27 protein-coding genes are annotated in these 23,397 nt (G+C 72.2%); 11 read left to right on the top strand and 16 right to left on the bottom strand.

The features are described 5' to 3' along the window. Positions 1 to 26 precede the first annotated feature (26 nt). Positions 27 to 644: a class I SAM-dependent methyltransferase gene (locus QRX60_RS42460; RefSeq protein ID WP_285997117.1), complete on the top strand. Its 618-nt coding sequence runs from the start codon at positions 27 to 29 to the stop codon at positions 642 to 644. On the opposite strand, the gene QRX60_RS42465 is transcribed toward QRX60_RS42460, so the two are convergent. Together QRX60_RS42465 and QRX60_RS42470 are read right to left on the bottom strand one after the other, a co-directional pair. Further along, entirely contained in the window at positions 631 to 798 is a 168-nt protein-coding gene (locus QRX60_RS42465; RefSeq protein ID WP_285997118.1) for a hypothetical protein, read from the bottom strand. The two genes, QRX60_RS42460 and QRX60_RS42465, sit on opposite strands and share 14 nt — an antisense overlap. Positions 799 to 924: 126 nt before the next feature. After that, positions 925 to 3,189: a glycoside hydrolase family 3 N-terminal domain-containing protein gene (locus QRX60_RS42470; RefSeq protein WP_285997119.1), complete on the bottom strand. Its 2,265-nt coding sequence runs from the start codon at positions 3,187 to 3,189 to the stop codon at positions 925 to 927. A 212-nt stretch (positions 3,190 to 3,401) separates the two neighbouring features. Here QRX60_RS42470 and QRX60_RS42475 point away from each other — a divergent pair, with 212 nt between their 5' ends. After that, a complete protein-coding gene (locus QRX60_RS42475; RefSeq protein WP_285997120.1) occupies positions 3,402 to 4,760 on the top strand; it encodes an alpha/beta hydrolase in 1,359 nt (452 codons plus the stop codon). A gap of 21 nt (positions 4,761 to 4,781) precedes the next feature. Here the strand turns inward: QRX60_RS42475 and QRX60_RS42480 are convergent, their stop codons facing one another. After that, entirely contained in the window at positions 4,782 to 5,573 is a 792-nt protein-coding gene (locus tag QRX60_RS42480) for a S1 family peptidase (protein ID WP_285997121.1), read from the bottom strand. A gap of 250 nt (positions 5,574 to 5,823) precedes the next feature. On the opposite strand from QRX60_RS42480, the gene QRX60_RS42485 reads away from it, so the two are divergent. Continuing rightward, the gene (locus tag QRX60_RS42485; protein ID WP_285997122.1) at positions 5,824 to 6,585 is read left to right on the top strand and encodes a polysaccharide lyase family 7 protein; all 762 of its coding nucleotides are present in this window, start codon (positions 5,824 to 5,826) and stop codon (positions 6,583 to 6,585) included. A 43-nt stretch (positions 6,586 to 6,628) separates the two neighbouring features. Here the strand turns inward: QRX60_RS42485 and QRX60_RS42490 are convergent, their stop codons facing one another. The 3 genes from QRX60_RS42490 to QRX60_RS42500 form a co-directional block, all read right to left on the bottom strand. Continuing rightward, entirely contained in the window at positions 6,629 to 7,651 is a 1,023-nt protein-coding gene (locus QRX60_RS42490; protein WP_285997123.1) for an LLM class flavin-dependent oxidoreductase, read from the bottom strand. Between the two features lie 89 nt (positions 7,652 to 7,740). Then, the gene (locus QRX60_RS42495) at positions 7,741 to 8,358 is read right to left on the bottom strand and encodes a hypothetical protein (RefSeq protein ID WP_285997124.1); all 618 of its coding nucleotides are present in this window, start codon (positions 8,356 to 8,358) and stop codon (positions 7,741 to 7,743) included. 17 nt (positions 8,359 to 8,375) lie between these two features. Beyond that, positions 8,376 to 8,819, bottom strand: a complete 444-nt coding sequence (locus QRX60_RS42500) for a hypothetical protein (protein ID WP_285997125.1) — start codon at positions 8,817 to 8,819, stop codon at positions 8,376 to 8,378. Positions 8,820 to 9,030: 211 nt separating this feature from the next. On the opposite strand from QRX60_RS42500, the gene QRX60_RS42505 reads away from it, so the two are divergent. The 3 genes from QRX60_RS42505 (at position 9,031) to katG (ending at position 12,955) form a co-directional block, all read left to right on the top strand. Beyond that, on the top strand, positions 9,031 to 10,188 hold the full coding sequence (locus QRX60_RS42505; RefSeq protein ID WP_285997126.1) for an acyl-CoA dehydrogenase family protein: 1,158 nt from the start codon (positions 9,031 to 9,033) through the stop codon (positions 10,186 to 10,188). A 78-nt stretch (positions 10,189 to 10,266) separates the two neighbouring features. Next, on the top strand, positions 10,267 to 10,695 hold the full coding sequence (locus tag QRX60_RS42510) for a Fur family transcriptional regulator (RefSeq protein ID WP_286003811.1): 429 nt from the start codon (positions 10,267 to 10,269) through the stop codon (positions 10,693 to 10,695). A gap of 22 nt (positions 10,696 to 10,717) precedes the next feature. Further along, positions 10,718 to 12,955, top strand: coding sequence for a catalase/peroxidase HPI (gene katG, locus QRX60_RS42515; RefSeq protein WP_285997127.1), 2,238 nt, complete (start codon positions 10,718 to 10,720; stop codon positions 12,953 to 12,955). Between the two features lie 167 nt (positions 12,956 to 13,122). On the opposite strand, the gene QRX60_RS42520 is transcribed toward katG, so the two are convergent. Continuing rightward, the gene (locus QRX60_RS42520) at positions 13,123 to 13,293 is read right to left on the bottom strand and encodes a hypothetical protein (protein ID WP_285997128.1); all 171 of its coding nucleotides are present in this window, start codon (positions 13,291 to 13,293) and stop codon (positions 13,123 to 13,125) included. A gap of 27 nt (positions 13,294 to 13,320) precedes the next feature. After that, on the bottom strand, positions 13,321 to 13,908 hold the full coding sequence (locus QRX60_RS42525; RefSeq protein ID WP_285997129.1) for a TetR/AcrR family transcriptional regulator: 588 nt from the start codon (positions 13,906 to 13,908) through the stop codon (positions 13,321 to 13,323). Between the two features lie 84 nt (positions 13,909 to 13,992). Between QRX60_RS42525 and QRX60_RS42530 the strand changes: the two genes are divergently transcribed. Continuing rightward, positions 13,993 to 14,910 (top strand): aldo/keto reductase, encoded by a 918-nt coding sequence (locus QRX60_RS42530; RefSeq protein ID WP_285997130.1) that lies wholly within the window; start codon positions 13,993 to 13,995, stop codon positions 14,908 to 14,910. On the opposite strand, the gene QRX60_RS42535 is transcribed toward QRX60_RS42530, so the two are convergent. Beyond that, positions 14,907 to 15,743, bottom strand: coding sequence for an SDR family NAD(P)-dependent oxidoreductase (locus tag QRX60_RS42535; protein ID WP_285997131.1), 837 nt, complete (start codon positions 15,741 to 15,743; stop codon positions 14,907 to 14,909). The two genes, QRX60_RS42530 and QRX60_RS42535, sit on opposite strands and share 4 nt — an antisense overlap. Before the next feature lie 141 nt (positions 15,744 to 15,884). Here QRX60_RS42535 and QRX60_RS42540 point away from each other — a divergent pair, with 141 nt between their 5' ends. Beyond that, entirely contained in the window at positions 15,885 to 16,859 is a 975-nt protein-coding gene (locus QRX60_RS42540; protein WP_285997132.1) for a LysR family transcriptional regulator, read from the top strand. Here the strand turns inward: QRX60_RS42540 and QRX60_RS42545 are convergent. Then, positions 16,801 to 17,583, bottom strand: coding sequence for a hypothetical protein (locus tag QRX60_RS42545; RefSeq protein WP_285997133.1), 783 nt, complete (start codon positions 17,581 to 17,583; stop codon positions 16,801 to 16,803). The genes QRX60_RS42540 and QRX60_RS42545 overlap by 59 nt on opposite strands. Before the next feature lie 62 nt (positions 17,584 to 17,645). Between QRX60_RS42545 and QRX60_RS42550 the strand changes: the two genes are divergently transcribed. Beyond that, positions 17,646 to 18,269, top strand: a complete 624-nt coding sequence (locus tag QRX60_RS42550) for a maleylpyruvate isomerase N-terminal domain-containing protein (protein ID WP_285997134.1) — start codon at positions 17,646 to 17,648, stop codon at positions 18,267 to 18,269. On the opposite strand, the gene QRX60_RS42555 is transcribed toward QRX60_RS42550, so the two are convergent. Next, positions 18,254 to 18,589 carry a cupin domain-containing protein gene (locus QRX60_RS42555; protein ID WP_285997135.1) on the bottom strand — a complete coding sequence of 112 codons (336 nt, stop codon included), beginning with the start codon at positions 18,587 to 18,589 and terminating at the stop codon, positions 18,254 to 18,256. The genes QRX60_RS42550 and QRX60_RS42555 overlap by 16 nt on opposite strands. A gap of 71 nt (positions 18,590 to 18,660) precedes the next feature. Between QRX60_RS42555 and QRX60_RS42560 the strand changes: the two genes are divergently transcribed. Continuing rightward, entirely contained in the window at positions 18,661 to 19,596 is a 936-nt protein-coding gene (locus tag QRX60_RS42560) for a GlxA family transcriptional regulator (RefSeq protein WP_285997136.1), read from the top strand. 30 nt (positions 19,597 to 19,626) lie between these two features. Here the strand turns inward: QRX60_RS42560 and QRX60_RS42565 are convergent, their stop codons facing one another. The 5 genes from QRX60_RS42565 to QRX60_RS42585 form a co-directional block, all read right to left on the bottom strand. Further along, positions 19,627 to 19,752 (bottom strand): hypothetical protein, encoded by a 126-nt coding sequence (locus QRX60_RS42565; protein ID WP_285997137.1) that lies wholly within the window; start codon positions 19,750 to 19,752, stop codon positions 19,627 to 19,629. Further along, a complete protein-coding gene (locus QRX60_RS42570; protein ID WP_285997138.1) occupies positions 19,749 to 20,981 on the bottom strand; it encodes an MFS transporter in 1,233 nt (410 codons plus the stop codon). Before QRX60_RS42570 ends, QRX60_RS42565 begins: the two co-directional genes overlap by 4 nt. After that, positions 20,978 to 21,325, bottom strand: coding sequence for a VOC family protein (locus QRX60_RS42575; RefSeq protein ID WP_286003812.1), 348 nt, complete (start codon positions 21,323 to 21,325; stop codon positions 20,978 to 20,980). Before QRX60_RS42575 ends, QRX60_RS42570 begins: the two co-directional genes overlap by 4 nt. Next, a complete protein-coding gene (locus QRX60_RS42580) occupies positions 21,325 to 21,480 on the bottom strand; it encodes a CopG family transcriptional regulator (RefSeq protein ID WP_285997139.1) in 156 nt (51 codons plus the stop codon). The genes QRX60_RS42575 and QRX60_RS42580 overlap by 1 nt, the downstream gene beginning before the upstream one ends. Before the next feature lie 128 nt (positions 21,481 to 21,608). Continuing rightward, complete coding sequence (locus tag QRX60_RS42585) at positions 21,609 to 22,298, bottom strand: TetR/AcrR family transcriptional regulator (protein WP_285997140.1); 690 nt, start codon at positions 22,296 to 22,298, stop codon at positions 21,609 to 21,611. Between the two features lie 129 nt (positions 22,299 to 22,427). On the opposite strand from QRX60_RS42585, the gene QRX60_RS42590 reads away from it, so the two are divergent. Next, entirely contained in the window at positions 22,428 to 23,336 is a 909-nt protein-coding gene (locus QRX60_RS42590) for an SDR family NAD(P)-dependent oxidoreductase (RefSeq protein WP_285997141.1), read from the top strand. The last annotated feature ends 61 nt before the right edge of the window (positions 23,337 to 23,397 follow it).

Genomic DNA, 23,397 nt, shown 5'->3' on the forward strand with positions numbered 1-23,397 from the left:
CGTACTTGAAGCCGTTCACTCTCGACATGGCTACGACAGGTCTCAAGCAGCGGATGATCCAGCAGTTCCACCACCCGCGCGGCCTCGGCGGGCGCGTAGCCGGCTGGGTGATGGCGCACCGGGGTTCGAACCGGCGGCGCAACGTCTGGGTGGTGGACCTGCTGGACGTCCAACCGGCCGACCGGGTGCTCGAAGTCGGGTTCGGTCCCGGGACCGCGATCGGCGAGCTGGCCGCCCGCGCCACCCGCGGCCGCGTCTACGGCGTCGACCACTCCGCGGTCATGGTGGAGCGGGCGAGCCGGCGCACCCGGGCCGCGGCCGACCGGGTCGAGCTGATCCACGCCTCGGTGGACCGGCTGCCGTCGTTCGGCGCACCGCTCGACGCCGTCCTCGCCGTGAATTCGTCGGGCTTCTGGCCCGATCCCCCGCAGCGGCTGCGCGAGCTGCGGGGCCTGCTGCGCCCCGGCGGCCGCATCGCGCTCGCGTCCCAGCCGCGGTGCCCCGGCGCGAATCGGGACACCACGACCAGGGCTGCCCGCGAGCTCCAGGACCTGCTGACGAAGGCGGGTTTCACCGAGCTGCGGGTCGAGACCCTCGCCCTCGATCCGCCGGTCGCCTGCGTCCTCGGCGTCAACCCCGGCTGAGCAGCCGGTCGCGCAGCCGGTCCGCGGCCACCAGGTGCGCGCCGACGTCGGCCAGCAGCCGCCTGCGGCGCTTCACCACCCGGCCGGCGACGAGCACGGTGTCGACGTGCGCGCGGTCCATCTGCTGCGTCACCGTGCCAAACGGGTCGTACACCGGTGCGACCCCGACGCGAACCCCGCCCTCCACCGGTACCTGACCGGTCCGTCGCGAGCCTGCCCGGCCTCACCCCCGTGGAGACGGCGCCCATCACCGAGACGGTCAAGCGCGCGGGAGCGGCGCTCAGGTGACCGTGAAGCTCGCCGACAGCGTGGCCGCCGAACTGGTGCCCACGTAGACCTCGATCTTCCCCGGCTCGACGCGGAACTTCGCGGCGTTGTCGTAGAAGCCGACGTCGTCCGGGGTCAGCGTGAACGAAACCGTCTTCGACGCACCCGCCTCCAAGGTCACCCGCTGGAACCCGCGCAGCCGCCGGACGGGCTGCACGATCGTGGCGACCGGATCACGCAGGTACAGCTGGACGACCTCGTCGCCCGCGCGGCCGCCCGTGTTCGTCACCCGCGCGCTCACCTGGATCCGGCCGCCGCGGGCCGGCAAACGGGTGTCGGAAAGCCGGAGGCTGTCGACGCGGAACGTCGTGTACGACAGGCCGTGGCCGAACTCGTAGAGCGGGCTGGTCTCCAGGTCGAGGTACTTCGAGGTGTACTTGTTGTTCGGATCGGCGGGGCGTCCGGTGTTCTCGTGGTTGTAGTAGATCGGGATCTGGCCGACCGCGCGCGGGAAGCTCACCGGCAGCTTGCCGCCCGGGTTGACCGTGCCGAACAGGACGTCGGCGACCGCGTGCCCGCCCTGCACGCCCGGCGCCCACGCCTCGAGGATCGCGGGCGCGTTGTCGTGCAGGTACGGGATCGTCAGCGGCCGGCCGTTGACCAGCACCACCACGAACGGCTTCCCGGTCTCCTTGATCGCGGCCACCAGCTGCTGCTGCACCCCGGGGAGATCGATGTTGCTGCGCGCCGCCGCTTCTCCGCTCATCGCGGCGGTTTCTCCGACCACGACGACGGTGACGTCGGCCGCGCGGGCGGCCTGCTGCGCGGCGGCGAACCCGCTGGTGTCGGTCCCGTCGACGGTGCAGCCCGCGGTGTAGGTCACCGTGGCCCCGGGCGCCGCGGCCTTGATCCCGTCGACCACCGTCACCGGCGGGGTCGTGCCCGCGCCGGTGCCGAGGCCCGCCCAGGTGCCGTTGAGGTCGTAGGTCGCCGCACCGAGCGGGCCGACCACGGCCACCGAGCCGATCGACTTGGCCAGCGGCAGCACCGGCCCGTCGTTCTTGAGCAGCACCATGCACCGCCCGGCCGCCTGCCGCGACGCGGCGAGCGCGGCCGGCGAAGGCGCCTTCACCTCACCGGCCTCGTCGACGTACGGGCGTTCGAACAGGCCCAGCTTGACCTTGACCAGCAGGATCCGGCGGACGGCGTCGTCGATCTGGTCGCGGGTGATCCGGCGCTGGGCCAGCAGCTGCTCCCCGAACTTGACGTAGTTGGTGCTGACCATCTCCATGTCCACCCCGGCCGGCAGCGCGGCCGCCGCGGCGTCCGCCCCGTCGCCCGCGAGGCCGTGGTTGATCAGTTCCTCGATGCCGGTGTAGTCGCTGACGACGAACCCGCGGAAGCCGTAGGCGCCCTTGAGGACGTCGTGCAGGACGTAGCCGTTGCCGTGCGCGGGGACGCCGCTGATCGTGTTGAAGCTGGCCATCACGGTCGCCACGCCGGCCTCGACGCTCGCCTTGAAGGGCGGCAGGTAGAGGTTGTGCAGCCGCTGCAGCGAAACGTCGACGGTGTTGTAGTCGCGGCCGCCTTCCGCGCCGCCGTAGGCGACGAAGTGCTTGGCGCAGGCGGCGAGGCGGTCCGGTGAGGAGTAGTCGCCGCCCTGGTAGCCGCGGACCTTGGCCACCGCCATTTGCGAAGCCAGGTAAGGGTCTTCGCCGTTCCCTTCGGCGATGCGCCCCCAGCGCGGCTCGTGGGTGACGTCCATCATCGGCGCGTAGGTCCAGTGGATGCCGCTGCGCCGGGCCTCCTTCGCGGCGACCGTCGCGTCGGCGGCCGGCACGCCGGGATCGAAGCTCGCCCCCTGGGCCAGCGGGATCGGGAAGTTCGTGGTGTACCCGTGGATCACGTCGAGGCCGAAGATCAGCGGGATGCGCAACCGGGTCTGCTCGACCGCGATCTTCTGCAGGGCGTTCAGCTTCGCGGCGCCGACCACGGAGAACACCCCGCCGAGCTGGCCGGTCGCGAGGGCGGTCCGCGCGATGTCTTCGGTGCCGACCAGCTGCAGCTGACCGAGTTTTTCGGCGAGGGTCATCCGCCGGAGGAGGTCTTCGACCCGCGGGTTGCGCTCCGGCTGAACGGCCGCGTCCGCGGCGGCGGGCGGGGCGAACGCGGTGGCGACTCCCCCGGCGGCGAGGAGACCGCCGACTCCGGCGAGCAGGCTTCGCCGGTTGACGCCGTCGGCGGACGGCAAAGCGTTTCGACGCTCGGGCTGTTCCATGGCGGGGACCCTTTCGCGAGAGAACGAGGGCCGTCAGCATAAGCACGATCGACGCCCGCCGATCGGTTGGTTTTTCTTTCGCGCGAACGCTTGTGGTCCGGCCCCGGGCGCCCTACGGTCGACTCCGGACCGACTGCGGAGGGGGCGCTGTGCGGGCGTTCGGAGCTGTCCTGGCAAGCACGCTTCTGGCAAGCACCGTCCTGCTGACCGGCGTGACCCCCGCCCTCGCGGACGCGGCCTGGTCGCCGTCCCCGATCGCGTGGACGACCTGTCCGGACGACCCGGACAACCCCGGCGTTCCCGACGGCGAGTGCGGCACGCTCCGGGTGCCGCTCGACTGGGACCGGCCGTCGGGGCCGTCGATCGGCCTCGCGGTCGCCCGGCACCGCGCCACCGACCCCGCCCACCGCCTCGGCGTCCTGCTGGCCGACGCCGGCGGCCCCGGCTCGTCCGGCGCGGAGATCCCGCTGTCGCCCGGCTACTTCGGCCCGGAGCTGCGGGCCCGGTTCGACGTCGTGGGCTTCGACCTGCGCGGGACCGGCAACAGCGGGTACATCGACTGCGAGCTCCCACCCGGCGCGCCGCCCGACAACGAGCCGGCCGACCCGGCGCAGTTCGCCGCGCTGCGCGCGTACAACCGGCAGGTGGTCACGGACTGCCGCGCCCGGAACCGGTCGATCTTCGACCACGCCGACACCGCGGCCAATGCCCGCGATCTCGACGCGGTCCGCCGCGCGCTCGGCGAGGACAAGATCAGCTTCCACGGCGCCTCCTACGGCACGCTGCTCGGCCAGCAGTACGCCGAGCGGTACGGCGACCACGTCCGCGCGATGGTGCTGGACGGCGTGATCGACCACAGCGTGGACTTGGCGCACTTCGTCGGCGACCGGGCCGCCGCCGTCGACGAGCTGTTCGGGCAGTTCACCGCGTGGTGCGACCGGACGGCGACCTGCGCGCTGCACGGCCGGGACGTCCTGGCGACCTGGCGGCAGGCCCAGGTTGCCGCCGATACGATGCCGTTCCCGCACAACTGGCTCCGCGACCAGGTGTACGAGGACATGCGGATCCCGGACTGGGACGACGCGGGCCGGGTGATCGCCGACACCGCGGCCGGCAAGTCGCCGATGCGCACCGAGTTCGTCCCCAACTACCCGTCGATCCGCCTGGCTGTGGTCTGCCAGGACTTCGACTTGCGGATGCCGACTTTCGAGCGGTACTCGGCGATGCACACCTCGGAGCTGCGCCGGTCGCCGATCATGCGCGGCAGCACGATCGGCCACGACGAAGCGACCGCGTGCCTCGGCGTCACCGGCCCGCCCGCGAACCCGCCGCACCGGCTGAACATCGCGCGGGCGCCGCGGATCCTGCTGCTCACCAGCCGCTACGACCCGGCGACGCCGTACGCCTGGGCGGTGAACGTCCACCGCCAGGCGCCGGCGAACACCACGCTGCTGACCTACGAAGGCTCGGGGCACGGGGCCTACCGGCGCACCCCGTGCACCCGGGCGGCGGTGGACGGCTACCTGCTGACGCTGAAGACGCCCCACCGCGACTTCGGCTGTCCGGCCTGAGCCACCACCGCCCGGTCCGGCTCAGCCGAGGTGCGAGCTGATCACCGAGTAGTCGGTGCCGACGTTGGTGTACACGCCCGGGAAGTCCTTGCGGGCACAGCCTTCGCCCCACGAGACGATCCCGGCGAGCTTTCCGTCGACGTAGGCCGGGCCGCCCGAGTCGCCCTGGCAGGAGTCCTTGCCGCCTTCGGGCACGCCCGCGCAGAACATCGACGCCTTGTCGTACTTCGCCCCGCCGGTGCTGTACTTCTCGGCGCAGGTGGCGTTGTCCACCACCGGCACCGACACCTTGAGCAGCGTGTCGGAGACGTCGCCGCCCTCGGACGTCGTGCCCCAGCCGACCACCGTGACGTCCTTGCCCGCCTGGTAGGCCGGGTCATCGGCCGACTGCACCAGCGTGGCCGGCTCGTAGGGCAGCTCCTTGTCGAGGGTCAGCACGGCGTTGTCGTGCTGCATCCCGCTCATGTCGAAGTCCGGGTTCTGCCAGACGTCGCTCACGCCGGCCTTCGTGCCCGAGGTGTCGCTGAACTTCGTCTGGCCGCCGATGATCTCCATCTGCGCCGCCTGGACGCCGTCGGTGCAGTGCGCGGCGGTCAGCACCTTGTTCTTCGCGACCAGGGTGCCGGCGCAGTGCTGCGCGCCGTCGACGTTGAAGATCACGGTGGCCGGGAACTCCTCGATCGTGGTCGGCGTGCCGCCCACGATCCGCGGATCACCGGCCGACGCACCGGGCGCGGCGACCACGACGACAGCGGCGGCCACGGCGAGGGCCGTCGCGGCCCGCCGGACCACGGAACGTCCGTCTACCTGCATGAACATCTCCCTTCGTGGACCTGGAGGTGGTACCCGGGAGCAGACCAGACGGGCCGTGACCGCGGTTAGCTACGAAAGTCGCTTCCTCACACATTGACGACGATGGTTGGTTTTTGTCCGACCTGAGTGGCGGAGATTCACGGGACGCGGTAGCTCCCGGGTCAATCCTTGACATGACGCCAACAGGGTCTTACCGTTTTCCCACGCCGCCGGGTTGTCCAGACCATTTATCTCGTGAAGGGACACCTCGATGCGCTTGCGTTCCCTGCTCGTCCTGCTGGCGGTGCCGGCACTGGTCGCCACCGCGTCGCCCGCGGAAGCGGCCGACCCGACCGTGGCCCCGGGCGGCAACTTCGACCTGGGGATCTGGCAGCTGCAGGAGCCGGTCGGCTCCCCCGGTTCGCCGACGACCATCTCCTCGTCCCGGCTGCAGGGCCCGAACGGCTTCCAGGACAGCTACTTCTACACCGACACCCGGGACGGCGCGATGACGTTCTGGGCGCCGGAAAAGGGCGTCACCACCCCGAACTCGAACTACGCGCGGTCCGAGCTGCGCGAGATGAACCGCGACGGCTCGGCCGCGAACTGGTCGCTGAGCGGCTCGCACAAGCTGAACGCGACGCTGCGCGTGGTGTCGGTGACGTCGAACGTGTGCGTGGGCCAGGTCCACCTCGGCACCGGCGGTTCGTCGACGAAGCCGTTGCTGGAGCTGTACTACCGGTCCAGTGGCGACATCGTGCTGGGCACGGAGAACTCCCCCGACGGCGGCCAGACGCCGCACACCGTCGGGCACGTTTCGATCGGCAAGACCTGGACCTACACGATCGGCATCTCCGGCGGGAACACCATCGACCTGACGGTCAACGGCAGCACGACGCACTACTCGATCCCGTCGTCGTTCAAGGCGTACAAGCAGTACTTCAAGGCGGGCTCGTACAACCAGTCCTCGTCGGACAGCACCACCAAGGGAGCGCGGGTCGCCTTCTACGGCCTGACCGTCTCCCACGGCTGACCGGTCCGGCCCGGTGGCCGCCACCACCAGGCCGGCGTCCGGCTCAGCGCCAGCCGAGCTCCGGGGCCACGTGGGTGAGGATGCTCTCCAGCACGTGGGCGTTGTAGTCGACACCGAGCTGGTTCGGAATGGTCAGCAGCAGGGTGTCCGCGGCCTGGACCGCCTCGTCCTCCTTGAGCTCCCGCACCAGTTCGTCCGGTTCGCCGGCGTACGAGCGCCCGAAGATCGCCCGGGTGTTCTCGTCGATCATGCCGACCTGGTCGCGTGAGGTGCGGTCGCGGCCGAAGTACGCGCGGTCCTGGTCGTTCGTGAGCGCGAAGATGCTCCGGCTGACCGACACGCGCGGCTCCCGCTCGTGCCCGGCCTCCGTCCACGCCTCCCGGTAGGCCTCGATCTGCTTGCGCTGCTGGACGTGCAGCGGCTCGCCCGTCTCGTCGTCCTTGAGGGTCGAGCTCTGCAGGTTCATGCCCAGCTTCGCGGCCCAGACGGCCGTCGCGTTCGAGCTCGAGCCCCACCAGATGCGCTCCCGCAGGCCCTCGGAGTGCGGCTCGAGCCGCAGCAGCCCGGGCGGGTTGGCGAACATCGGCCGCGGGTTCGGCTGCGCGAAGCCCTCGCCGTCGAGCAGCTTGAGGAAGACCTCGGTGTGCTGCCGGGCCATGTCGGCGTCGGTCTCGCCGTCGGCGGGCGCGTACCCGAAGTAGCGCCAGCCCTCGATCACCTGCTCGGGGGATCCCCGGCTGATGCCCAGCTGGAGCCGGCCCCCGGAGATGAGGTCGGCCGCGCCGGCGTCCTCGACCATGTACAGCGGGTTCTCGTAGCGCATGTCGATCACGCCGGTGCCGATCTCGATCTTCGACGTGCGCGCGCCGATCGCCGAGAGCAGCGGGAACGGGCTCGCCGCCTGCCGCGCGAAGTGGTGCACGCGGAAGTACGCGCCGTCGACGCCCAGCTCCTCGGCCGCGACCGCCAGGTCGATCGACTGGTGCAGGAAGTCCGCGGCGGACCGGGTCTCGGAGTGCGGGCTCGCCGACCAGTGGCCGAACGAGAGGAAGCCAATCTTCTTCACACCCCTCCCAGCGTCCGGCGGGCGGGAATGATTCCCGGTGTGACCGGACCGGCCGCCGCCGCACCCCTCGCGCGGCGGCGGCCGGGAGCTCAGCCGCAGTGCTCGGAGCGCTCCTGGTCGGTCATCGGCGCGGTGTGCTGGGTGATGTCCCCGGTCGAGCCGGGCACCGGGCCGTCCGCGTCGAAGTCCTGGTACCAGATGTAGTGGTCGTAGAACTTGTCCGGGAAATGCATTTCGTAGGTGCCGTGCACCTTCTGCATCTTCGGCGCGCGTTCCACCCAGCCCTTTTCCCCGGGCCGCACGTCGACGTTCGTCGCCTGCCCTTCGGTGTGCGACGACTCCCACGTGTGCTGGTACGACGTCTCGATGGAAACCTTGAACACTTCCGAGAATCCGTATTCGGCGGAAAGGGAAACACCGAAGCTGTTCGACTCGCCCGTCGTGTCGGACCAGTTCACCGTGCTGCGCTGCAGGTCGCCGGTGCAGTTGAAGGCCGCCTCGCCGACCTGGTGGCCGGCGCCCGTGTGCTCCTCCGGCGGCCCGGCCGGGTGGAACACGCACGAGTCCGTGCCGTTGTCGCACTTGTCGAGCAGCTCCCGCGCGGTGGGCCCGCCGTCGGCCGACGCACCGGGAGCGGTGAGGACGAGGCCGGCGGCGGTCAGCAGGCCGAGGCCCGCCGCCGTCCAGGCGTTGCGCTTGCTGGTCATGGTGGTCGCTCCTTCGCTCAGCTGAAACCGATGGACTGGGTGCGGTTGTCCATGAAGGACCCGACGTTGCCGGTGTTCTCCTTGAACGGGCCGTCCCGGTCGCCACCGAGGTTGGGCTCCGGGTAGAGCCAGACCCAGCAGTCTCCCCACGGCTGCACCGACGAGATCTTGTTCTTCCAGTCGTCGCCGAGGTCGAACTGCCAGTTGACCCAGCCGTCCTTCTTGCACAGTTCGGGTCCGGTGATCGTCAGCGAGTTCCCCGTGTAGTCGGGACCGTCGAAGAACGTGCCCTGCACGACCTGCCCGTCCGCCTCGGCGAGGACGGCCGAGCGCTGCGTGCCCGAAGAACAGTGCTGCACTCCGGTTTCCGAGTTCAGCACGCAGTGCCGGGTGACGTTCGCGGCGGCCGCGGGAAGGGCGCCGAGCAGCGAAACGGTGGTCGCCGCGGCGGCGGCCGTCATGGCAGTTCTGGTCCATTTGCTCACCATTGTGGTTTCCTTTCTCGGAATCGGAAAAGATCTTCGCCCTCGAAAGTACTTCGCGGTGAGCGGATGGGCGCGGGTGTTGCCCCCCGGCACTTCGGGGTCTGCCTGATTCCCCTGAGGACCCGGCCGCCGGACTGCGCGCGAATGGGAACCGGGGTACAGTACGCCGTCCGCGTAGGATCGGGCGATGACGCTCACCGACGACGAGACGCAGATGGTGGCCATGGTGGCGGAGTTCGTCGACGAACGCGTCCGCCCGCGCGTCCGCGAATTCGAACCCGACGACGTCTATCCCGCCGAACTCGTCGACGAGATGAAGACGCTCGGTTTCTTCGGCCTGCTCGCCCCGGCCGAACACGGCGGCGTCGACGTCAGCACGGCGTGCTTCGCCCGGGTCACCGAAGAGCTCGCTCGCGGCTGGATGAGCCTCGCCGGCGCCATCGGCGGGCACTCCGTGATCACCTACCTCGTCAAGACGTTCGGTACGCCGGAGCAGCGCGAAAAGTACCTGCCGGCGATGGCCGACGGCAGCGTCCGCGCCACGATGGCGCTGACCGAGCCCGGCGGCGGCAGCGACCTGCAGGCCATGCGCACCCACGCCGTCCCCGACGGCGGCGGCTGGTCGGTCACCGGGTCCAAGACCTGGATCTCCAACGCCGCCCACTCCGGGCTCATCGGCCTGCTGTGCCGCACCGACCGCGACGCCAACCCGGCCCACCGCGGCATGAGCGTCCTGCTGGTCGAACCCGGCGACGGCCTGACGATCTCGAAGAAGCTGCCGAAGCTGGGCTACCGCGGCGTCGAAGCGTGCGAACTGGTCTTCGAGGGGATGTCCGTGCCCGCGGACGCGGTGCTGGGCGGGACGCCGAACGAGGGCTGGGCGCAGATGATGCGCGGCCTGGAGGTCGGCCGCGTCCAGGTCGCCGCCCGCGCCCTGGGCGTCGGGCAGGCGGCGCTGAACGACGCGGTGAAGTACGCCCAGGAGCGCGAGACGTTCGGCAAGCCGATCTGGCAGCACCAGTCCGTCGGCAACCTGCTCGCCGACATGGCCACCAAGCTGCGCGCCGCCCGCCTGCTCACCCTCGACGCCGCCGAGAAGCTCGACGCCGGCGAACGCGCCGACATGGAGGCCGGGATGGCCAAGCTGTTCGCGTCGGAGACCGCCATGCAGGTGGCGCTCGACGCGATCCGCGTCCACGGTGGCTACGGCTACTCGAAGGAATACGACGTCGAGCGCTATTTCCGGGACGCACCGCTGATGATCGTCGGCGAAGGGACCAACGAGATCCAGCGGACCGTGATCGCCGCCCAGCTCATCGCCCGCAACCGGATCTCGGTAACCTGATCATGGCCGCCCCGGCCGGGTGACCCGCCGGTCATAACTTGACTCATTCCAGACTAGGGTCCTAGGGTGGCCGACGTGATGACCGACTTCGAGGCGCAGCTGCGGGCGGTCTCGTTGCGGGTGACGCGGCCCCGGCTGGCCGTGCTCACCGCGCTGCGCGACCACCCGCACGTCGACACCGAGACGGTGATCGCGCTCGTGCGGGCCGAGCACCCGACGGTCTCGCACCAGACGATCTACGACGTCCTGCGGGCGCTCACCGACACCGGCCTGGTGCGGCGCATCCAGCCCGCGGGCGCGACCGCCCGGTACGAGTCCCGGGTCGGGGACAACCACCACCACGTCGTGTGCCGTACCTGCGGTGCGATCGCGGACGTCGAGTGCGCCGTCGGCCACACCCCGTGCCTGACCGCCTCGGACGACCACGGTTTCGTGATCGACCAGGCGGAGGTCGTCTACTGGGGCACCTGCCCCGACTGTGCGGCCACCAGCCGAACCTCCCATTGATTGCCGCCTCGGAAGGAAGTAGATGAGCAACACCCAGGACAACGCCGGCTGCCCGGTCGCGCACGACTCCGTGACCGCGCACGGCAGCGAGAGCGAGAACCCGGCGATCGACTCCCCGTCCCCGAAGACGGGCGGCCGGCCGCGCACCCTCCGGGACTGGTGGCCGAACCAGCTCGACCTCACGGTGCTGCACGCCCACTCGGCGAAGAGCAACCCGCTGGGCGAGAAGTTCGCCTACGCCAAGGAGTTCGCGAAGCTCGACGTCGAGGCCCTCAAGCGGGACATCACCGAGGTGCTCACCACCTCGCAGGACTGGTGGCCGGCGGACTTCGGCCACTACGGCGGCCTGATGATCCGGATGAGCTGGCACGCCGCCGGCACCTACCGCATCCACGACGGCCGCGGCGGCGCCGGTGACGGCGGTCAGCGCTTCGCGCCGCTGAACAGCTGGCCGGACAACGCCAACCTCGACAAGGCGCGCCGCCTGCTCTGGCCGGTCAAGCAGAAGTACGGCCAGAAGATCTCGTGGGCCGACCTGCTGGTGCTCGCCGGCAACGTCGCGCTGGAGTCGATGGGCTTCAAGACCTTCGGCTTCGGCTTCGGCCGCGTCGACACCTGGGAGCCCGAGGAGATCTACTGGGGCCCCGAAGAGAACTGGCTGGGCGAAGACCGCTACGCGACCGACACCGAGATGGTGCCCGAGCTCGGCGCGACCGAGATGGGCCTCATCTACGTCAACCCCGAGGGTCCCCGCGGCAGCGCGGACTTCGAGGCGGCGGCCCACTTCATCCGGGAGACCTTCGCCCGGATGGCGATGAACGACGAGGAGACCGTCGCCCTCATCGCCGGCGGCCACACCTTCGGCAAGACCCACGGCGCCGGCGTCGCCGACGACCACGTGGGCCCGGAGCCGGAGGGCGCGCCGCTGGAGACGCAGGGCCTCGGCTGGCTGAGCACCTACGGCAGCGGCAAGGGCGCGGACGCGATCACCAGTGGCCTCGAGGTGACGTGGACCGACAAGCCGACCGAGTGGAGCAACCGCTTCTTCGAGATCCTCTTCGGCTACGAGTGGGAGCTGACGACGAGCCCGGGCGGCGGCAAGCAGTACGTCGCCAAGGACGCGCCGGAGATCATCCCGGACGCGTACGACCCGAACAAGAAGCACAAGCCGACGATGCTCACGACGGACCTGTCGCTGCGCTTCGACCCGGTCTACGGCCCGATCTCGCGCCGTTTCCTGGAGAACCCGGACGAGTTCGCGCTGGCGTTCGCCAAGGCGTGGTACAAGCTGCTGCACCGCGACATGGGCCCGGTCAGCCGCTTCCTGGGCCCGTGGGTCGCCGAGCCGCAGCTGTGGCAGGACCCGGTGCCGGCCGTCGAGGGCGAGCTCGTGGGCGACGCCGACATCGCCGCCCTGAAGGCGAAGGTCCTCGAGTCCGGCCTCACCACGGCGCAGCTGGTCGGCACGGCGTGGGCGTCGGCCGCGACCTTCCGCTCCACGGACAAGCGCGGCGGCGCGAACGGTGCCCGCATCCGCCTCGAGCCGCAGCGGAACTGGGAAGTCAACCAGCCCGAGCAGCTCGCGACGGTCCTTTCGACCCTGGAAGGCATCCAGCGCGAGTTCAACGAGGCGGGCGGCGCGCAGATCTCGCTGGCCGACCTGATCGTGCTGGCGGGCTCGGCGGCCGTCGAGAAGGCGGCGCGCGAGGCCGGCGTCGAGACGACCGTGCCGTTCCACCCGGGCCGCACGGACGCCACCCAGGAGCAGACGGACACCGACTCGTTCAAGGTGCTCGAGCCGCGCGCCGACGGGTTCCGCAACTACCTGCAGGCGGGCGAGAAGCGCCAGCCGGAGGCGCTGCTGGTCGACCGCGCGTACATGCTCGGGCTGTCGGCCCCGGAGATGACGGTCCTGGTCGGCGGGTTGCGCGCCCTGGGCACGAACACGGGCGGCACGGCACACGGCGTCCTGACGGACCGGCCGGGCGTGCTCACCAACGACTTCTTCGCGAACCTGCTTTCCCCGGGGACGCGCTGGAAGGCGTCGGAGTCCGAGGAGAACGTGTACGAGATCCTGGACGTGAGCACGGACAAGCTGAAGTGGACCGCCACGGCGGTCGACCTGGTCTTCGGGGCCAACTCCCAGCTGCGGGCGCTGGCCGAGGTGTACGCAAGCGACGACGCGCGCGAGAAGTTCGTGGCGGACTTCGTGGCGGCGTGGACGAAGGTCATGGAGCTGGACCGGTTCGACCTGGTTTGACGGTGATGCGCTGACGGGCCCGGCTGATCCTTGGGGATCGGCCGGGCCCGTTCGTCTGCGCCTGCCGCACCGGGCCGCGTCACTCCGCCCGGCGGCCATCGTGTCGAGGTTCGTCAGTGACACCCGGTGGGTGTCCAGCATCGGGTCGCGGCTTCCCTACCCCCTGCTCAGCGCGCGTCCGGTGCCTGGTTCTGGAGCACCCCGGTCCGGCTGCACCCGGCCCGCCCGGCGAGCTGCCGAAGCGAGAGGAGGAGCGCCGGGACGTCACTTCTGCGCAGTTCGGCCAGTGGGATCGCGCTCAGATCGACCATCCCCGTGGGGACTTCGCCCCGAGCCACCGTGCGGACCGTCCGGGGATTCGCGCGTCACCGCTCGGTCGTGGGTTCCGGGCGCAGGGCGTCGACGATCAGGTCGAGCATCCGGCCGATCCGCTCCGCGTCCTGGCCGGCCGAAGTGGACAGGAACGCGCCGAGCAGCAGCAAGGTGACGTCTTCCGGGTCGACGCCGGCGCGCAGCGTGCCCGCGAGCGCCCCCGCGTCGAGGATCGTGCCGATCGCCGCGGTGATGCGCCGGCGTGTCGCCGGGGTGGCGATGCGGCCCGACGCCAGGCTCGCGCGCAGGACGTCGCCCATCCCGCGCTTGGTTTCCACGAAGGCCGCGTAGCGGTCCATCCACGCGCGGAGGGCGGCCTCGGGCGGGAGCTGCCCGAGCAGGGCCGGGGCACTCGCCGTGACGTCGTCGAGCTCGGCCGCGTAGACGGCCTCGACGAGCGCCTCCCGGGTCGGGAAGTGGCGGTAGAGCGTGCCGATCCCGACGCCGGCCTCGCGGGCGATGGCTTCGAGCGCGACGGTGCCGTCGGCTGTGGCGAAGGCGTTCCGCGCGACCGCGACGAGCTTCTCCCGGTTGCGTCGCGCGTCGGAGCGCACCGGGCGGTCAGGTTCGGACGAAGACAAAGCGGAGGCACCTCCGGTTGTGCTACGGTCGGCTTAGCGGAGGTTCCTCCGCTTCACCATCATCGCACGAAGACGGGATCACGCATGCCTTCCACCGAAAGTGCCCCGCGACCGGGTGGCGCCGGTCCGCTCGCCGGCCGCACCGTCTCCCGCGTCGGGTACGGCGCGATGCAGCTCGAGCGCCTCCACGACGACCGCGGCGCGGCCGTCGCGCTGCTGCGCCGGGCCTTCGACCTCGGTGTCGACCACGTCGACACCGCCCAGTTCTACGGCAACGGCTTCGTCAACGGGATCATCCGCGAGGCCCTCCGGCCCGGGGACGACGTCCTGGTCGCCAGCAAGGTCGGCGCCGACCCCGACCCCGGCGGCCCGATCCCGCTCCGCCTGGCGCAACGGCCGGAGCAGCTGCGGGCGAGCGTCGAGGACAACCTGCGGGCGCTCGGCCTCGACCGGATCCCGCTGGTGAACCTGCGCCGCACGGACCGGCGACCCGGCGTGGTCGCCGAGGGCGACCAGGTGGTCGGCCTCGACGACCAGCTCGCGGTGATGACCGCCCTGCGCGACGAGGGCAAGATCGGCGCTATCGGCCTCAGCAGCGTGACCCTCGACGTCCTGCGCCGGGCCCTCCCGGCCGGCATCGCGTGCGTGCAGAACGCGTACAGCCTGGTCGGGCGCGACGACGAGGACATGCTCGCGCTCTGCGTCGCGGAGGACATCGCGTGGGTGCCGTTCTTCCCCCTCGGCGGGGCTTTCCCCGGCCTGCCGAAGGTGACCGACGAGCCGGCGGTGCAGGCCGCCGCGCGGGAGCTGGGCCGCACTCCGGCGCAGGTCGGCCTGGCGTGGCTGCTGCACCACTCCCCGAACGTCCACCTCATCCCCGGCACCGCGAGCGCGGACCACCTGGCGGGCAACGTCTCCGCGGGCGAGATCGTGCTCGACGGCGCGACGCTGGCCGCCCTGGACGCCGTCCCGTCCCGCTCGCTGGAGGCCACCCTCGGCTAGTCCCGGGACCAGGGCACGACGGCTCCGGCACGGACCAGTTCGCCGTACTGGGCCGGCTCGACGGGCCGGAACACGAGCTCCAGCAAGGCATCCGCCGCCTGAGCCGGGCTCGGCGCGGCGCTCACGTCCCACCACAGCGCAGACGTCGGCGTGTTCATCATCCCGGGACAGACGGCGGCGAGCAGGATCCCGCGCGCCAGGTCGTCGTCACGGCGCTGGGCGGCGAGCGCCCGCACCGCCGCGACCTGGCCGATCTTGGACGGGATGTTGACGAAGCCCGGCCAGTCGCCGGCGCGGGCACTCCCGTCCTCGACCGCGTCACGCCAGGCGGCCACCTGCTTGTCCACCTCGTCCAATGAGGACAGTCGGTCGAAGCGGTCGTGCAACGCGGGCGCCAGGTGGTTCAGCGTGCCGAACGAGCTGGCCACGACGAGGAACCGGCCGCCGTCGCGCAGCAGCGGCGCGAACGCGCGCAGCAGCCGGGTGGTGCCGAAGTTGTTGACCTCGGCGTAGGCCCCGACGATCGCCCGCGGGTCGTCGTCGGGGCCCACGCGCATGACGGCGTTGCCGATCACGACGTCGACGCCGCCGTGCCGCTCCGCCAGCCGCGCGGCGAGCCGGCCGGAAGCGCCGGGTTCGGCGACGTCGAGGACCTCACCGCGGACCTCGGCGCCGCCGGCGGGCACAGCTTCGACGGCCTGAGTGACGCGCCCGGCGTCGCGGCCGGTCAGGTAGACGGTGTCCTCGGTGGACAGCCGGGACGCGAGCCCTTCGACCAGGGCGAGGCCCAGTCCCTGGGTGGCGCCGGTGACGAGGGCGGCTTTCGGGGTCATGCGAGTCCTTCGGCGAGTTCGAGCGGGGCCCGGCCGCTGCCGGGTCCGAAAGGGGTTCCGATCAGGTTCACGACTCCACGCTAGGGCCGGTCCGACCATGCGAACAGCGAAAGAAACGCAGACCTGGTATGCGTATGTGTCATGACCTTCGCCGACGCCTCCCTGACCGCCCTGCGGGTGTTCCGCGAGGTGGCCGAGCGGGGCACGCTCACGGCCGCGGCCACCGCGCTCGGCTACACCCAGTCCGCGGTCTCCCGGCAGATCGCCGCGCTGGAACGCGCGGCGGGCACGCCGCTGCTCGAACGGCGCCACGACGGGGTGCGGCTCACCTCGGCCGGGCGGATCGTGGTGCGCCGCGCCGCCGGCGTCCTCGACCAGCTCGACGCCACCGCGCGCGAACTGGCCGGGCTGCCCGGCGAGCAGGGGACGGTCCGGCTGGGCTGGTTCCCGACCGCCGGGGCCGACCTGCTGCCCCGGGCGCTGGCCGCCCTGCGGCGCACCCACCCGGCGATCACCGTGGTCAGCCGGGAAGGCGGCACGCCGGCGCTGGTCCGCGCCCTGCGCGCCGGCACCCTGGACCTCGCGCTGGTGGCCTCGGCACCGCCGTTCCGCCCGCCCGACACCGAAACCCCGGCGCTGGCCCTGCAGACCCTCGCCGAGCGCAGCCTGCGCGTGGCCGTGCCCGCGAGCCACCCGCTCGCGCGCCGGGAGTACATCGACGTCGTCGACCTGCGCGGCCGGCGCTGGATCGCGGGCTCGGGCGACGACCGCGCGATGGGCGTGTGGCCCGGCCTGGACGAGCGGCCCGAGATCGCCCACACGGCCCGCGACTGGCTGGCGAAGCTGCACCTCGTCGCCGCGGGCTGCGGCATCACGACCGTGCCCGGCGCGATCGGTGCGGTGGTGCCGCCGGGGGTGCGCGTGCTGGCCGTCCGCGGTGGTCCCGGGGAGCAGCGCCGGGTCCTGCTCGCCCACCTCCCGGGGCCGCTGTCCGACGCGGCGGCCCGCGTCGCCGCGGCGCTGCGCGAAGCCGCCCTCGAGACGGACGTGACACCTGCTACGGAAGGCCGACCACGGTCCGCGGCGTCAGCCGGCCTTTTTCCGGATCCCGCGTGACCTCCCCGGCGGTGACCGCGGACGTCAGCGCCCCGACCGCGTCCTCCGGGCGGTAGATCGTCTCCAGCAGCGTGAAGTGCTGCAGCTGCGCGACCGTGCAGCTCCCCCGCCGCCCCAGTTCGGCCAGCAGGGCCCGCCGCAACGGCAGCAGCTGCGGCGTCAGCGAGATGTCGACCAGGATCCCCTCGGCGTCACGCGGGTCGCGGTAGCGGATGCCCGCGAACTCGTCCACGGCCCACAGCTCGCTCTTGAACGTGACGAGGTGCTTCTCGTCCGCCGTGACGAACACCAGCAGCCGCGCTTCGCCGTCCTCGGCGACCAGTTCGACCGCACACCCGTGCTCGACGTGGTGGTCCCCCGCCGGCGCGGTGACGACCACCTCGTGTCCCTTGCCGCGAGCCATCGCGTCGACGAGCGGCCAGGCCTCCGGACCGTCCAAATGGGTCAGCACCGGTCCGGTGATCCCTAGGTCACGGGGATCGTCGGCGGCTCGGACCGAGAGGCCCGCCGGCGCTCCTTCGGGGACGGCCGAGCCGACGACCACCAGCTCCAGGTGGTGCCCGTCGAGCCGGTCGGAGAACTCGCCGAAGACGCGGAGCGCGTCGGCCGCGAAGCCGCCGCACTCGACGTACGTCCCGCCGCGCTGGGACCGCAGTGCCTTCGCCGTCCACGCGTCGAGGTACCGCACCAGCACGTCCCGCTCCACCGCGGCATGCCCGGCCACGCATCCGGTTGTACCGCAGCAAACCGTTCGGCACCAGGGCCGCGGCCCGATACGCTCGGCCGATGTCCTTCACGGCGGCCGACGTCGAGAGCAGCGTCCGGACGACCACCGCGACCCTCGCCGAAGCGCGGGACGCGGACTGGGACGCCCAGGCCGGTCCGATGGACTGGACCTGCTGGGAGACCGTCGAGCACATCGCCGACAACTTCTTCTTCCACGCGGCCCAGCTCGGCCCGCGGGCCGCCGCCACCGACCGGTCGGTGCCGTTCGCGTGGGCCCGGCACCGGCCCGGCGGCCCCGGTCTGGTGCTCTTCGCGGACCGCGCCGCGGGGCCGGACGGCCTGCTGCGAGTGGTGGAAGCGTGCGGCGCGCTCCTGGTGGCCGTGGTGCGGACGACGCCGTCCGGCCTCCTCGCGTACCACGACGAGGGCGTCTTCGACGCCGCGGGCTTCGCCGCGATCACCGTCGGCGAAACCCTGGTGCACATGCACGACGTCGCCGGCGGACTCGGGTTCCCCTGGACGCCGGAGGCGGACCTCTGCGGCCGCCTGCTCGCCCGCTTCTTCCCCGGCGCGCCGGCGGACACCGACCCGTGGGCGACGCTGCTCTGGGCGACCGGCCGCGGCGACCTGCCCGGCCACCCGCGGGTCGTGGACTGGCGGTGGGGCGCTCAGCCCTCCGGGTAGAAGAGGAACAGGGTGCAGCCGGTCGTGCTCGCGGGCACGTGCCACGTGCCGGCCGGAGCGTGCAGGAACGTGCCCGCCGGGTGGTCGCGCGCGCCGTCGTTGAACGTGCCCGCGACGACGTAGACCTCTTCCGGTCCGGGTTCGTGGACGTCGCGGCGCGGCCACGACGTCCCGGCGTCCATCTCCAGGACGTTCGCGTGCGCACCGGTGGGTCCGGTCCACAGTGGACGCAGCCGGATGCCGGGGAACAGTTCGCGGACGGGCGCTTCCCGGACGGTGGACCAGGTGTAGCCGTCCTGCTCGAGGATCTCGGGGTGCATGACCGCCACGGTGCCCGCGCCCGCCGGGCCGGACCAGTGTCCGGGAAGACACCTTGGGGTACTTTCTTGCCATGCATCGCGTGGTGGCCCTGGTGCGGCCGGTGCAGTCGACGTTCGAGCTCGGCTGCGCCGCCGAGGTCTTCGGCCTGCCGCGGGCCGGGGTGCCGCAGCACTACGAGTTCGAGGTGTGCGCGGAGACGCCCGGCCCGGTGCCGACGACGGCCGGGTACGCGATGTCCGTCTCGCGCGGGCTGGCGGCGCTGGACTCCGCGGACACGGTGATCATCCCGGGCTGGGCGCCGGTGGAGGCGCCGCTGCCCCCGCGCGTCCGCCGGTCGCTGCTGCGGGCCCACGCGCGGGGCGCGCGGCTGGTCACCATCTGCTCCGGGGTGTTCGCGCTCGCCCGCACGGGCCTGCTGGACGGCCGGTCCGCGACGACCCACTGGGGCCGCGCCGAGCAGCTGCGGCGCGAGTTCCCGCGGGTGCGCGTCGAGCCGGACGTGCTGTACGTCGACCACGGCGACGTCGCCACGAGCGCCGGGGCGGGCGCGGGGATCGACCTGTGCCTGCACCTCGTCCGGAAGGACCACGGCGCCGCGCACGCCGCCCTCGTCGCGCGGCACATGGTGATGCCGCCCCACCGCGAGGGCGGCCAGGTGCAGTTCGCCCCGCCTCCCCCGCCGCCGGACGCCCTGGACGGGCTCCTCGGCTGGGCGGGCGACCGGCTCGGGACGGCGTTGTCGGTGGGCGACCTGGCGGCCCGAGCCGGCGTCTCGCCGCGAACGCTGGCCCGGCGCTTCGCCGACCAGCTCGGCACGAGCCCCGGCGCGTGGCTGCTGGCCCGCCGGGTGACCGAGGCCCGCACCCTGCTGGAGGAGACGGACCTCCCGGTGGAGGCGATCGCCGCCCGCGTCGGCCTGGTCTCGGCGGTCAACCTGCGGCGCCGCTTCCGCGCGCAGGTGGGCACGACCCCGGGCGCGTACCGGCGGGCGTTCCGGACGCCGTAGCGGAGCGACCCGGAACGTCCGCCGGCCGGTTCACTTGCGGGGCAGGCCCTGCGGGTCGAACTCCGACGTCAGGTTCGGCGCTCGAGCACCTCGGCGTACTGGCCGGGATTCCGGCCGCTCGTCGTCGCGGCGCTGGACCTGGTCGTGGTGGGTCACCTTCGGCTGACCGCTGCGGCCGCGGCCAGCGCGACCGCGAACACCGCGTAGGAGGCGAACAGGCCGCCGGCCGAGCTCAGGGTGCCGCCGATCGCGCGGCCCAGGAGCTGCCCGACGCACTCGGCCGTGATCACCGCGGTGGCCAGCTCCGTCGCGGTGAACCCGCTCGGCCCCGCGGTGGTCGCCCGGACGTACAGGCCGGGATAGGCGAGCCCGACGCCGATCCCCGCCACCGTCCACGCGGCGAGCAGCACGGGGAACGGGCCGCCGACGGCCAGGACGGCCGTGCCGAGCGCGGTCATGGTCAAGCCGGTCGCGGGAAAGCGTCGCGCGAACAGGCTCGTCACCGCCCAGCCCAGCGGGGCCGCGCTCAGGACGATCGCCGCCTGGGCGAGGCTCATCCCGAACCCCGTCGTCAGCAGCACGGTGATCAAGCTGTCGGCACCGAAGTAGCCGACCGCGAACAGCACCATCGCCGCGAGCGCGGCGGGCGTCCCCGGTCGCAGGCGGGCCGTTCCCGGCGGCAGGATCGCGACCATCCCCACCGCGGCGACCACCGCGCCGGCGATCGCGAGCGGCCACCACCCCGTGCTCAGCACGACCCCCGCCGCGCCCAGGGGCACCAGCAACGTCCACCCCAGCGGCCGCGGCGCGGCGTCCGCCGGCGGGTCGTCGCGGACGGCGCGCACGACCAGCAACCGTCCGAAGAGGACGAAGGGCACCGGCACCAGCAGCGTCCAGCGCCACCCCACGAGGTGCTCCAAGTCTAGCGTCGCGGCCGGGCCGGCCAGGGCGGGCGCGATCCACATCGCCGACGACGCCGCGACCACCCGCAGGCGCACCCGCTCGTCGAGGTGCCGGATCGCGGAACTGACCCCGAACACCGCGAGCAGACCGCTCGCGAGCCCGGTGGAAAGCTGGCCCAAGGCGAACATCCACGCGCTCCGGGCGGTGGCCGCCACGACGAGCCCGCCGGCGTAGGCGACGATCCCGGCCGCGAGGGTGCCCCGCGTGCCCAGCCGGCCCAGTACCCGGCTCGCCAGCGGGAGCGCGACGAACAACCCCAGGCTCGAGCCGGCGACGAGGAGCCCGAGCCGGTCCCCCGCGGCCAGGTCACGGGCGACGACCGGCAGCAGCGTGGACGCGACGAAGCTGGTGACCGCGGCCGAGAACTCGAGCGCGACGATCCCCGCCGCGAGGAGCAGCGTTCCCCGCGGCAGCACGGTCATGTGTAGAGCTCTCGGTCGTACTCGTTGATCTGCACCGCCACGCCGTCCGGATCCGGGACACGCAGCGAACGCCCGAAGCCCTCGTCGACCACGGGTCCCGGCTCGTACCCGGCCGCCCGCAGCCGCTCCGCGACGTCCTCCAGGCGTTCGTCGGTCTCGAAGGCCAGCTCGCACCGGCCCACGTCCACGCCGTCGCCCCGGTGGAGGGCCAGCATGCCGGCCTCGGCGGGCAGCTCCACCCAGCCGCCGGGCCGCGACACCGAGCCGACCCGCAGGCCGAGGACCTCGTAGAACCGCGTCATCGCCGCGACGTCCGTGCTGTAGCGGATCGGCATCACTCGCATCACGGTCGTTCCTCGCTCGTTCGCAGGTAGTCCTCGAGCACCCGCTCGACGAAGGACGAGAGCGACTCGTCGGCGTCGACCGAGGCGTGCTTCACCCGCCTGATGAGCTCGACCGGCAGGTAGACGCTGAACTGCCGCTTGACGGGTGAGGACATGCCCACATGCTAGCAAGCGGGCATGCCTGCTTGCACGCACGAAGAAGGGCACACCGGACCAGCACGGGGGAGCCGGCGGACAGGCCCGGCATCGCACCGAAGGCCGACCATCCGATGGCGCGATGGCCTCAGCGGGGAACGGGTTTGCCTTGGCTCATGCGGTTCATCGCTCCCGCGATCAGCAGCGCCAAGCCGTTTTCCAGGGCGGGGGCCAGGTCCAGGTGCAACGCCTTCAGGGCCGGGTCCACCTCGTACGCGGCGAGGGCGCTGGGCGACGGCCGGCAGTGCGTCCACAGCCCGCCGGTCAGGATCATCGCCAGCAGGCACACCGACGCCGCTTCGTCCCCGACCTCCGGCACGTACCGGCGGATCAGCTCGGCCATCGTGTCCAATCCCGCCAGGGCGGACCGCTTGAAGCGCACGACGACGTCGGCGGACACGTTGTGTTCCAGGACACCCGCCTGCGCGCCGATGAGGTCGCACAACACCGTGCGTCGCGCCAGGGAGTGGGCGACGACCGCCGCGAACCGCTCGGTCCGCTCCCCCGCGGGCCGGTCCGGGTCGACGCCCTCGGCCAGCTCTTCCGCCACTTCGGCCAGCCAGTCCCGCAGTGCCCGGTCGAGCAGTTCGAGCAGCACCGCCTCGCGGGATTCGAAGTAGCGCAACACATTCGACTTCGCCAGTCCGACCCGCCTGCTGAGCTCGTTGAGGCTCACGTCGGCCACCGGCATCTCGTCGAGCATCGCCAGCGCCGTGTCGAGGATCGTGCGGCGCCGCTGCTCCCGCTGCTCCGCGCTGCGGGCCCGCTGGAACGTCATGCCACCCAGCGTAACGCCCGGCGCGCGAAATTGAAGACCGACAGTCTCTTGACAACAGACCGGCGGTTCCTTAGCGTCGGGCCCATAACAGACCGCCGGTCCGAAAGGGCCGCCACGGAGGGAACCGCCATGGGCGAGAACTGGACCGAACGCGACGTCCCGAGTCAGCAGGGCCGCGTCGCCGTCATCACCGGGGCCAACACCGGGCTCGGGTTCGACACCGCGAAGGTGCTGGCCGAGCACGGCGCGACGGTCGTACTGGCCGTCCGCGACGTCGAAAAGGGCAAGCGGGCCGCCGCGCGGCTCGGCGCGAACGCCGACGTCACCGTGCAGCAGCTGAACCTCGGGTCCCTGGACTCCGTCCGGTCCGCCGCGGCCGACCTGCACGCGACGCTGCCGAAGATCGACCTGCTGATCAACAACGCGGGCGTCATGTACCCGCCGAAGCAGACCACGCGGGACGGGTTCGAGCTGCAGTTCGGCACGAACCACCTCGGGCACTTCGCGTTCACCGGGCTGCTGCTGGACCTGCTGCTGCCGGTCGAGGGCTCCCGGGTGGTGACGGTCGCGAGCATCGCCCACCGCATCCGCGCCGCGATCCACTTCGACGACCTGCAGTGGGAGAACTCCTACGACCGCGTCGCGGCCTACGGGCAGGCCAAGCTCGCGAACCTGATGTTCGCCTACGAGCTGCAGCGCCGCCTCGCCCCGCACGGCACGACGGCGTCGCTCGCCGCCCACCCGGGCGTGGCCCGCACGGAGCTGATGCGCAACTCCCCGGCGATCCTCCGCGCCCTCTTCCCGGTGGTCGCCCCGCTGTTCACCCAGAGCTCGGAGCGCGGCGCCCTCCCGACCCTCCGGGCGGCGACGGACCCCGCGGCACTCGGCGGACAGTACTACGGCCCGGCCGGCCCGGGCGGCTACCGCGGGCGCCCGCAGGTGGTGACGTCCACGCCGCAGTCCTACGACGCGGGGATCCAGCGGCGGCTGTGGACGGTTTCGGAGGAGCTCACCGGCATCAAGTTCCCGGTCGGCTGACCGCGACACCTGCCGTACGGCAACCGAAACCCTTCCCGCGGCGCGCGGTCTCCCGGAGGCC

This window comes from Amycolatopsis mongoliensis (assembly GCF_030285665.1).
Lineage (GTDB): Bacteria > Actinomycetota > Actinomycetes > Mycobacteriales > Pseudonocardiaceae > Amycolatopsis > Amycolatopsis mongoliensis.

Coding starts and splice junctions, on each gene's coding strand:
- QRX60_RS42460 (WP_285997117.1), top strand. CDS start 27: ATGGCTACGACAGGTCTCAAGCAGCGGATGATCCAGCAGTTCCACCAC.
- QRX60_RS42470 (WP_285997119.1), bottom strand. CDS start 3,189: ATGGAACAGCCCGAGCGTCGAAACGCTTTGCCGTCCGCCGACGGCGTC.
- QRX60_RS42480 (WP_285997121.1), bottom strand. CDS start 5,573: ATGCAGGTAGACGGACGTTCCGTGGTCCGGCGGGCCGCGACGGCCCTC.
- QRX60_RS42485 (WP_285997122.1), top strand. CDS start 5,824: ATGCGCTTGCGTTCCCTGCTCGTCCTGCTGGCGGTGCCGGCACTGGTC.
- QRX60_RS42495 (WP_285997124.1), bottom strand. CDS start 8,358: ATGACCAGCAAGCGCAACGCCTGGACGGCGGCGGGCCTCGGCCTGCTG.
- QRX60_RS42500 (WP_285997125.1), bottom strand. CDS start 8,819: ATGACGGCCGCCGCCGCGGCGACCACCGTTTCGCTGCTCGGCGCCCTT.
- QRX60_RS42505 (WP_285997126.1), top strand. CDS start 9,031: ATGACGCTCACCGACGACGAGACGCAGATGGTGGCCATGGTGGCGGAG.
- QRX60_RS42510 (WP_286003811.1), top strand. CDS start 10,267: ATGACCGACTTCGAGGCGCAGCTGCGGGCGGTCTCGTTGCGGGTGACG.
- katG (WP_285997127.1), top strand. CDS start 10,718: ATGAGCAACACCCAGGACAACGCCGGCTGCCCGGTCGCGCACGACTCC.
- QRX60_RS42530 (WP_285997130.1), top strand. CDS start 13,993: ATGCCTTCCACCGAAAGTGCCCCGCGACCGGGTGGCGCCGGTCCGCTC.
- QRX60_RS42535 (WP_285997131.1), bottom strand. CDS start 15,743: ATGACCCCGAAAGCCGCCCTCGTCACCGGCGCCACCCAGGGACTGGGC.
- QRX60_RS42540 (WP_285997132.1), top strand. CDS start 15,885: ATGACCTTCGCCGACGCCTCCCTGACCGCCCTGCGGGTGTTCCGCGAG.
- QRX60_RS42550 (WP_285997134.1), top strand. CDS start 17,646: ATGTCCTTCACGGCGGCCGACGTCGAGAGCAGCGTCCGGACGACCACC.
- QRX60_RS42555 (WP_285997135.1), bottom strand. CDS start 18,589: ATGCACCCCGAGATCCTCGAGCAGGACGGCTACACCTGGTCCACCGTC.
- QRX60_RS42560 (WP_285997136.1), top strand. CDS start 18,661: ATGCATCGCGTGGTGGCCCTGGTGCGGCCGGTGCAGTCGACGTTCGAG.
- QRX60_RS42570 (WP_285997138.1), bottom strand. CDS start 20,981: ATGACCGTGCTGCCGCGGGGAACGCTGCTCCTCGCGGCGGGGATCGTC.
- QRX60_RS42575 (WP_286003812.1), bottom strand. CDS start 21,325: ATGCGAGTGATGCCGATCCGCTACAGCACGGACGTCGCGGCGATGACG.
- QRX60_RS42580 (WP_285997139.1), bottom strand. CDS start 21,480: ATGTCCTCACCCGTCAAGCGGCAGTTCAGCGTCTACCTGCCGGTCGAG.
- QRX60_RS42585 (WP_285997140.1), bottom strand. CDS start 22,298: ATGACGTTCCAGCGGGCCCGCAGCGCGGAGCAGCGGGAGCAGCGGCGC.
- QRX60_RS42590 (WP_285997141.1), top strand. CDS start 22,428: ATGGGCGAGAACTGGACCGAACGCGACGTCCCGAGTCAGCAGGGCCGC.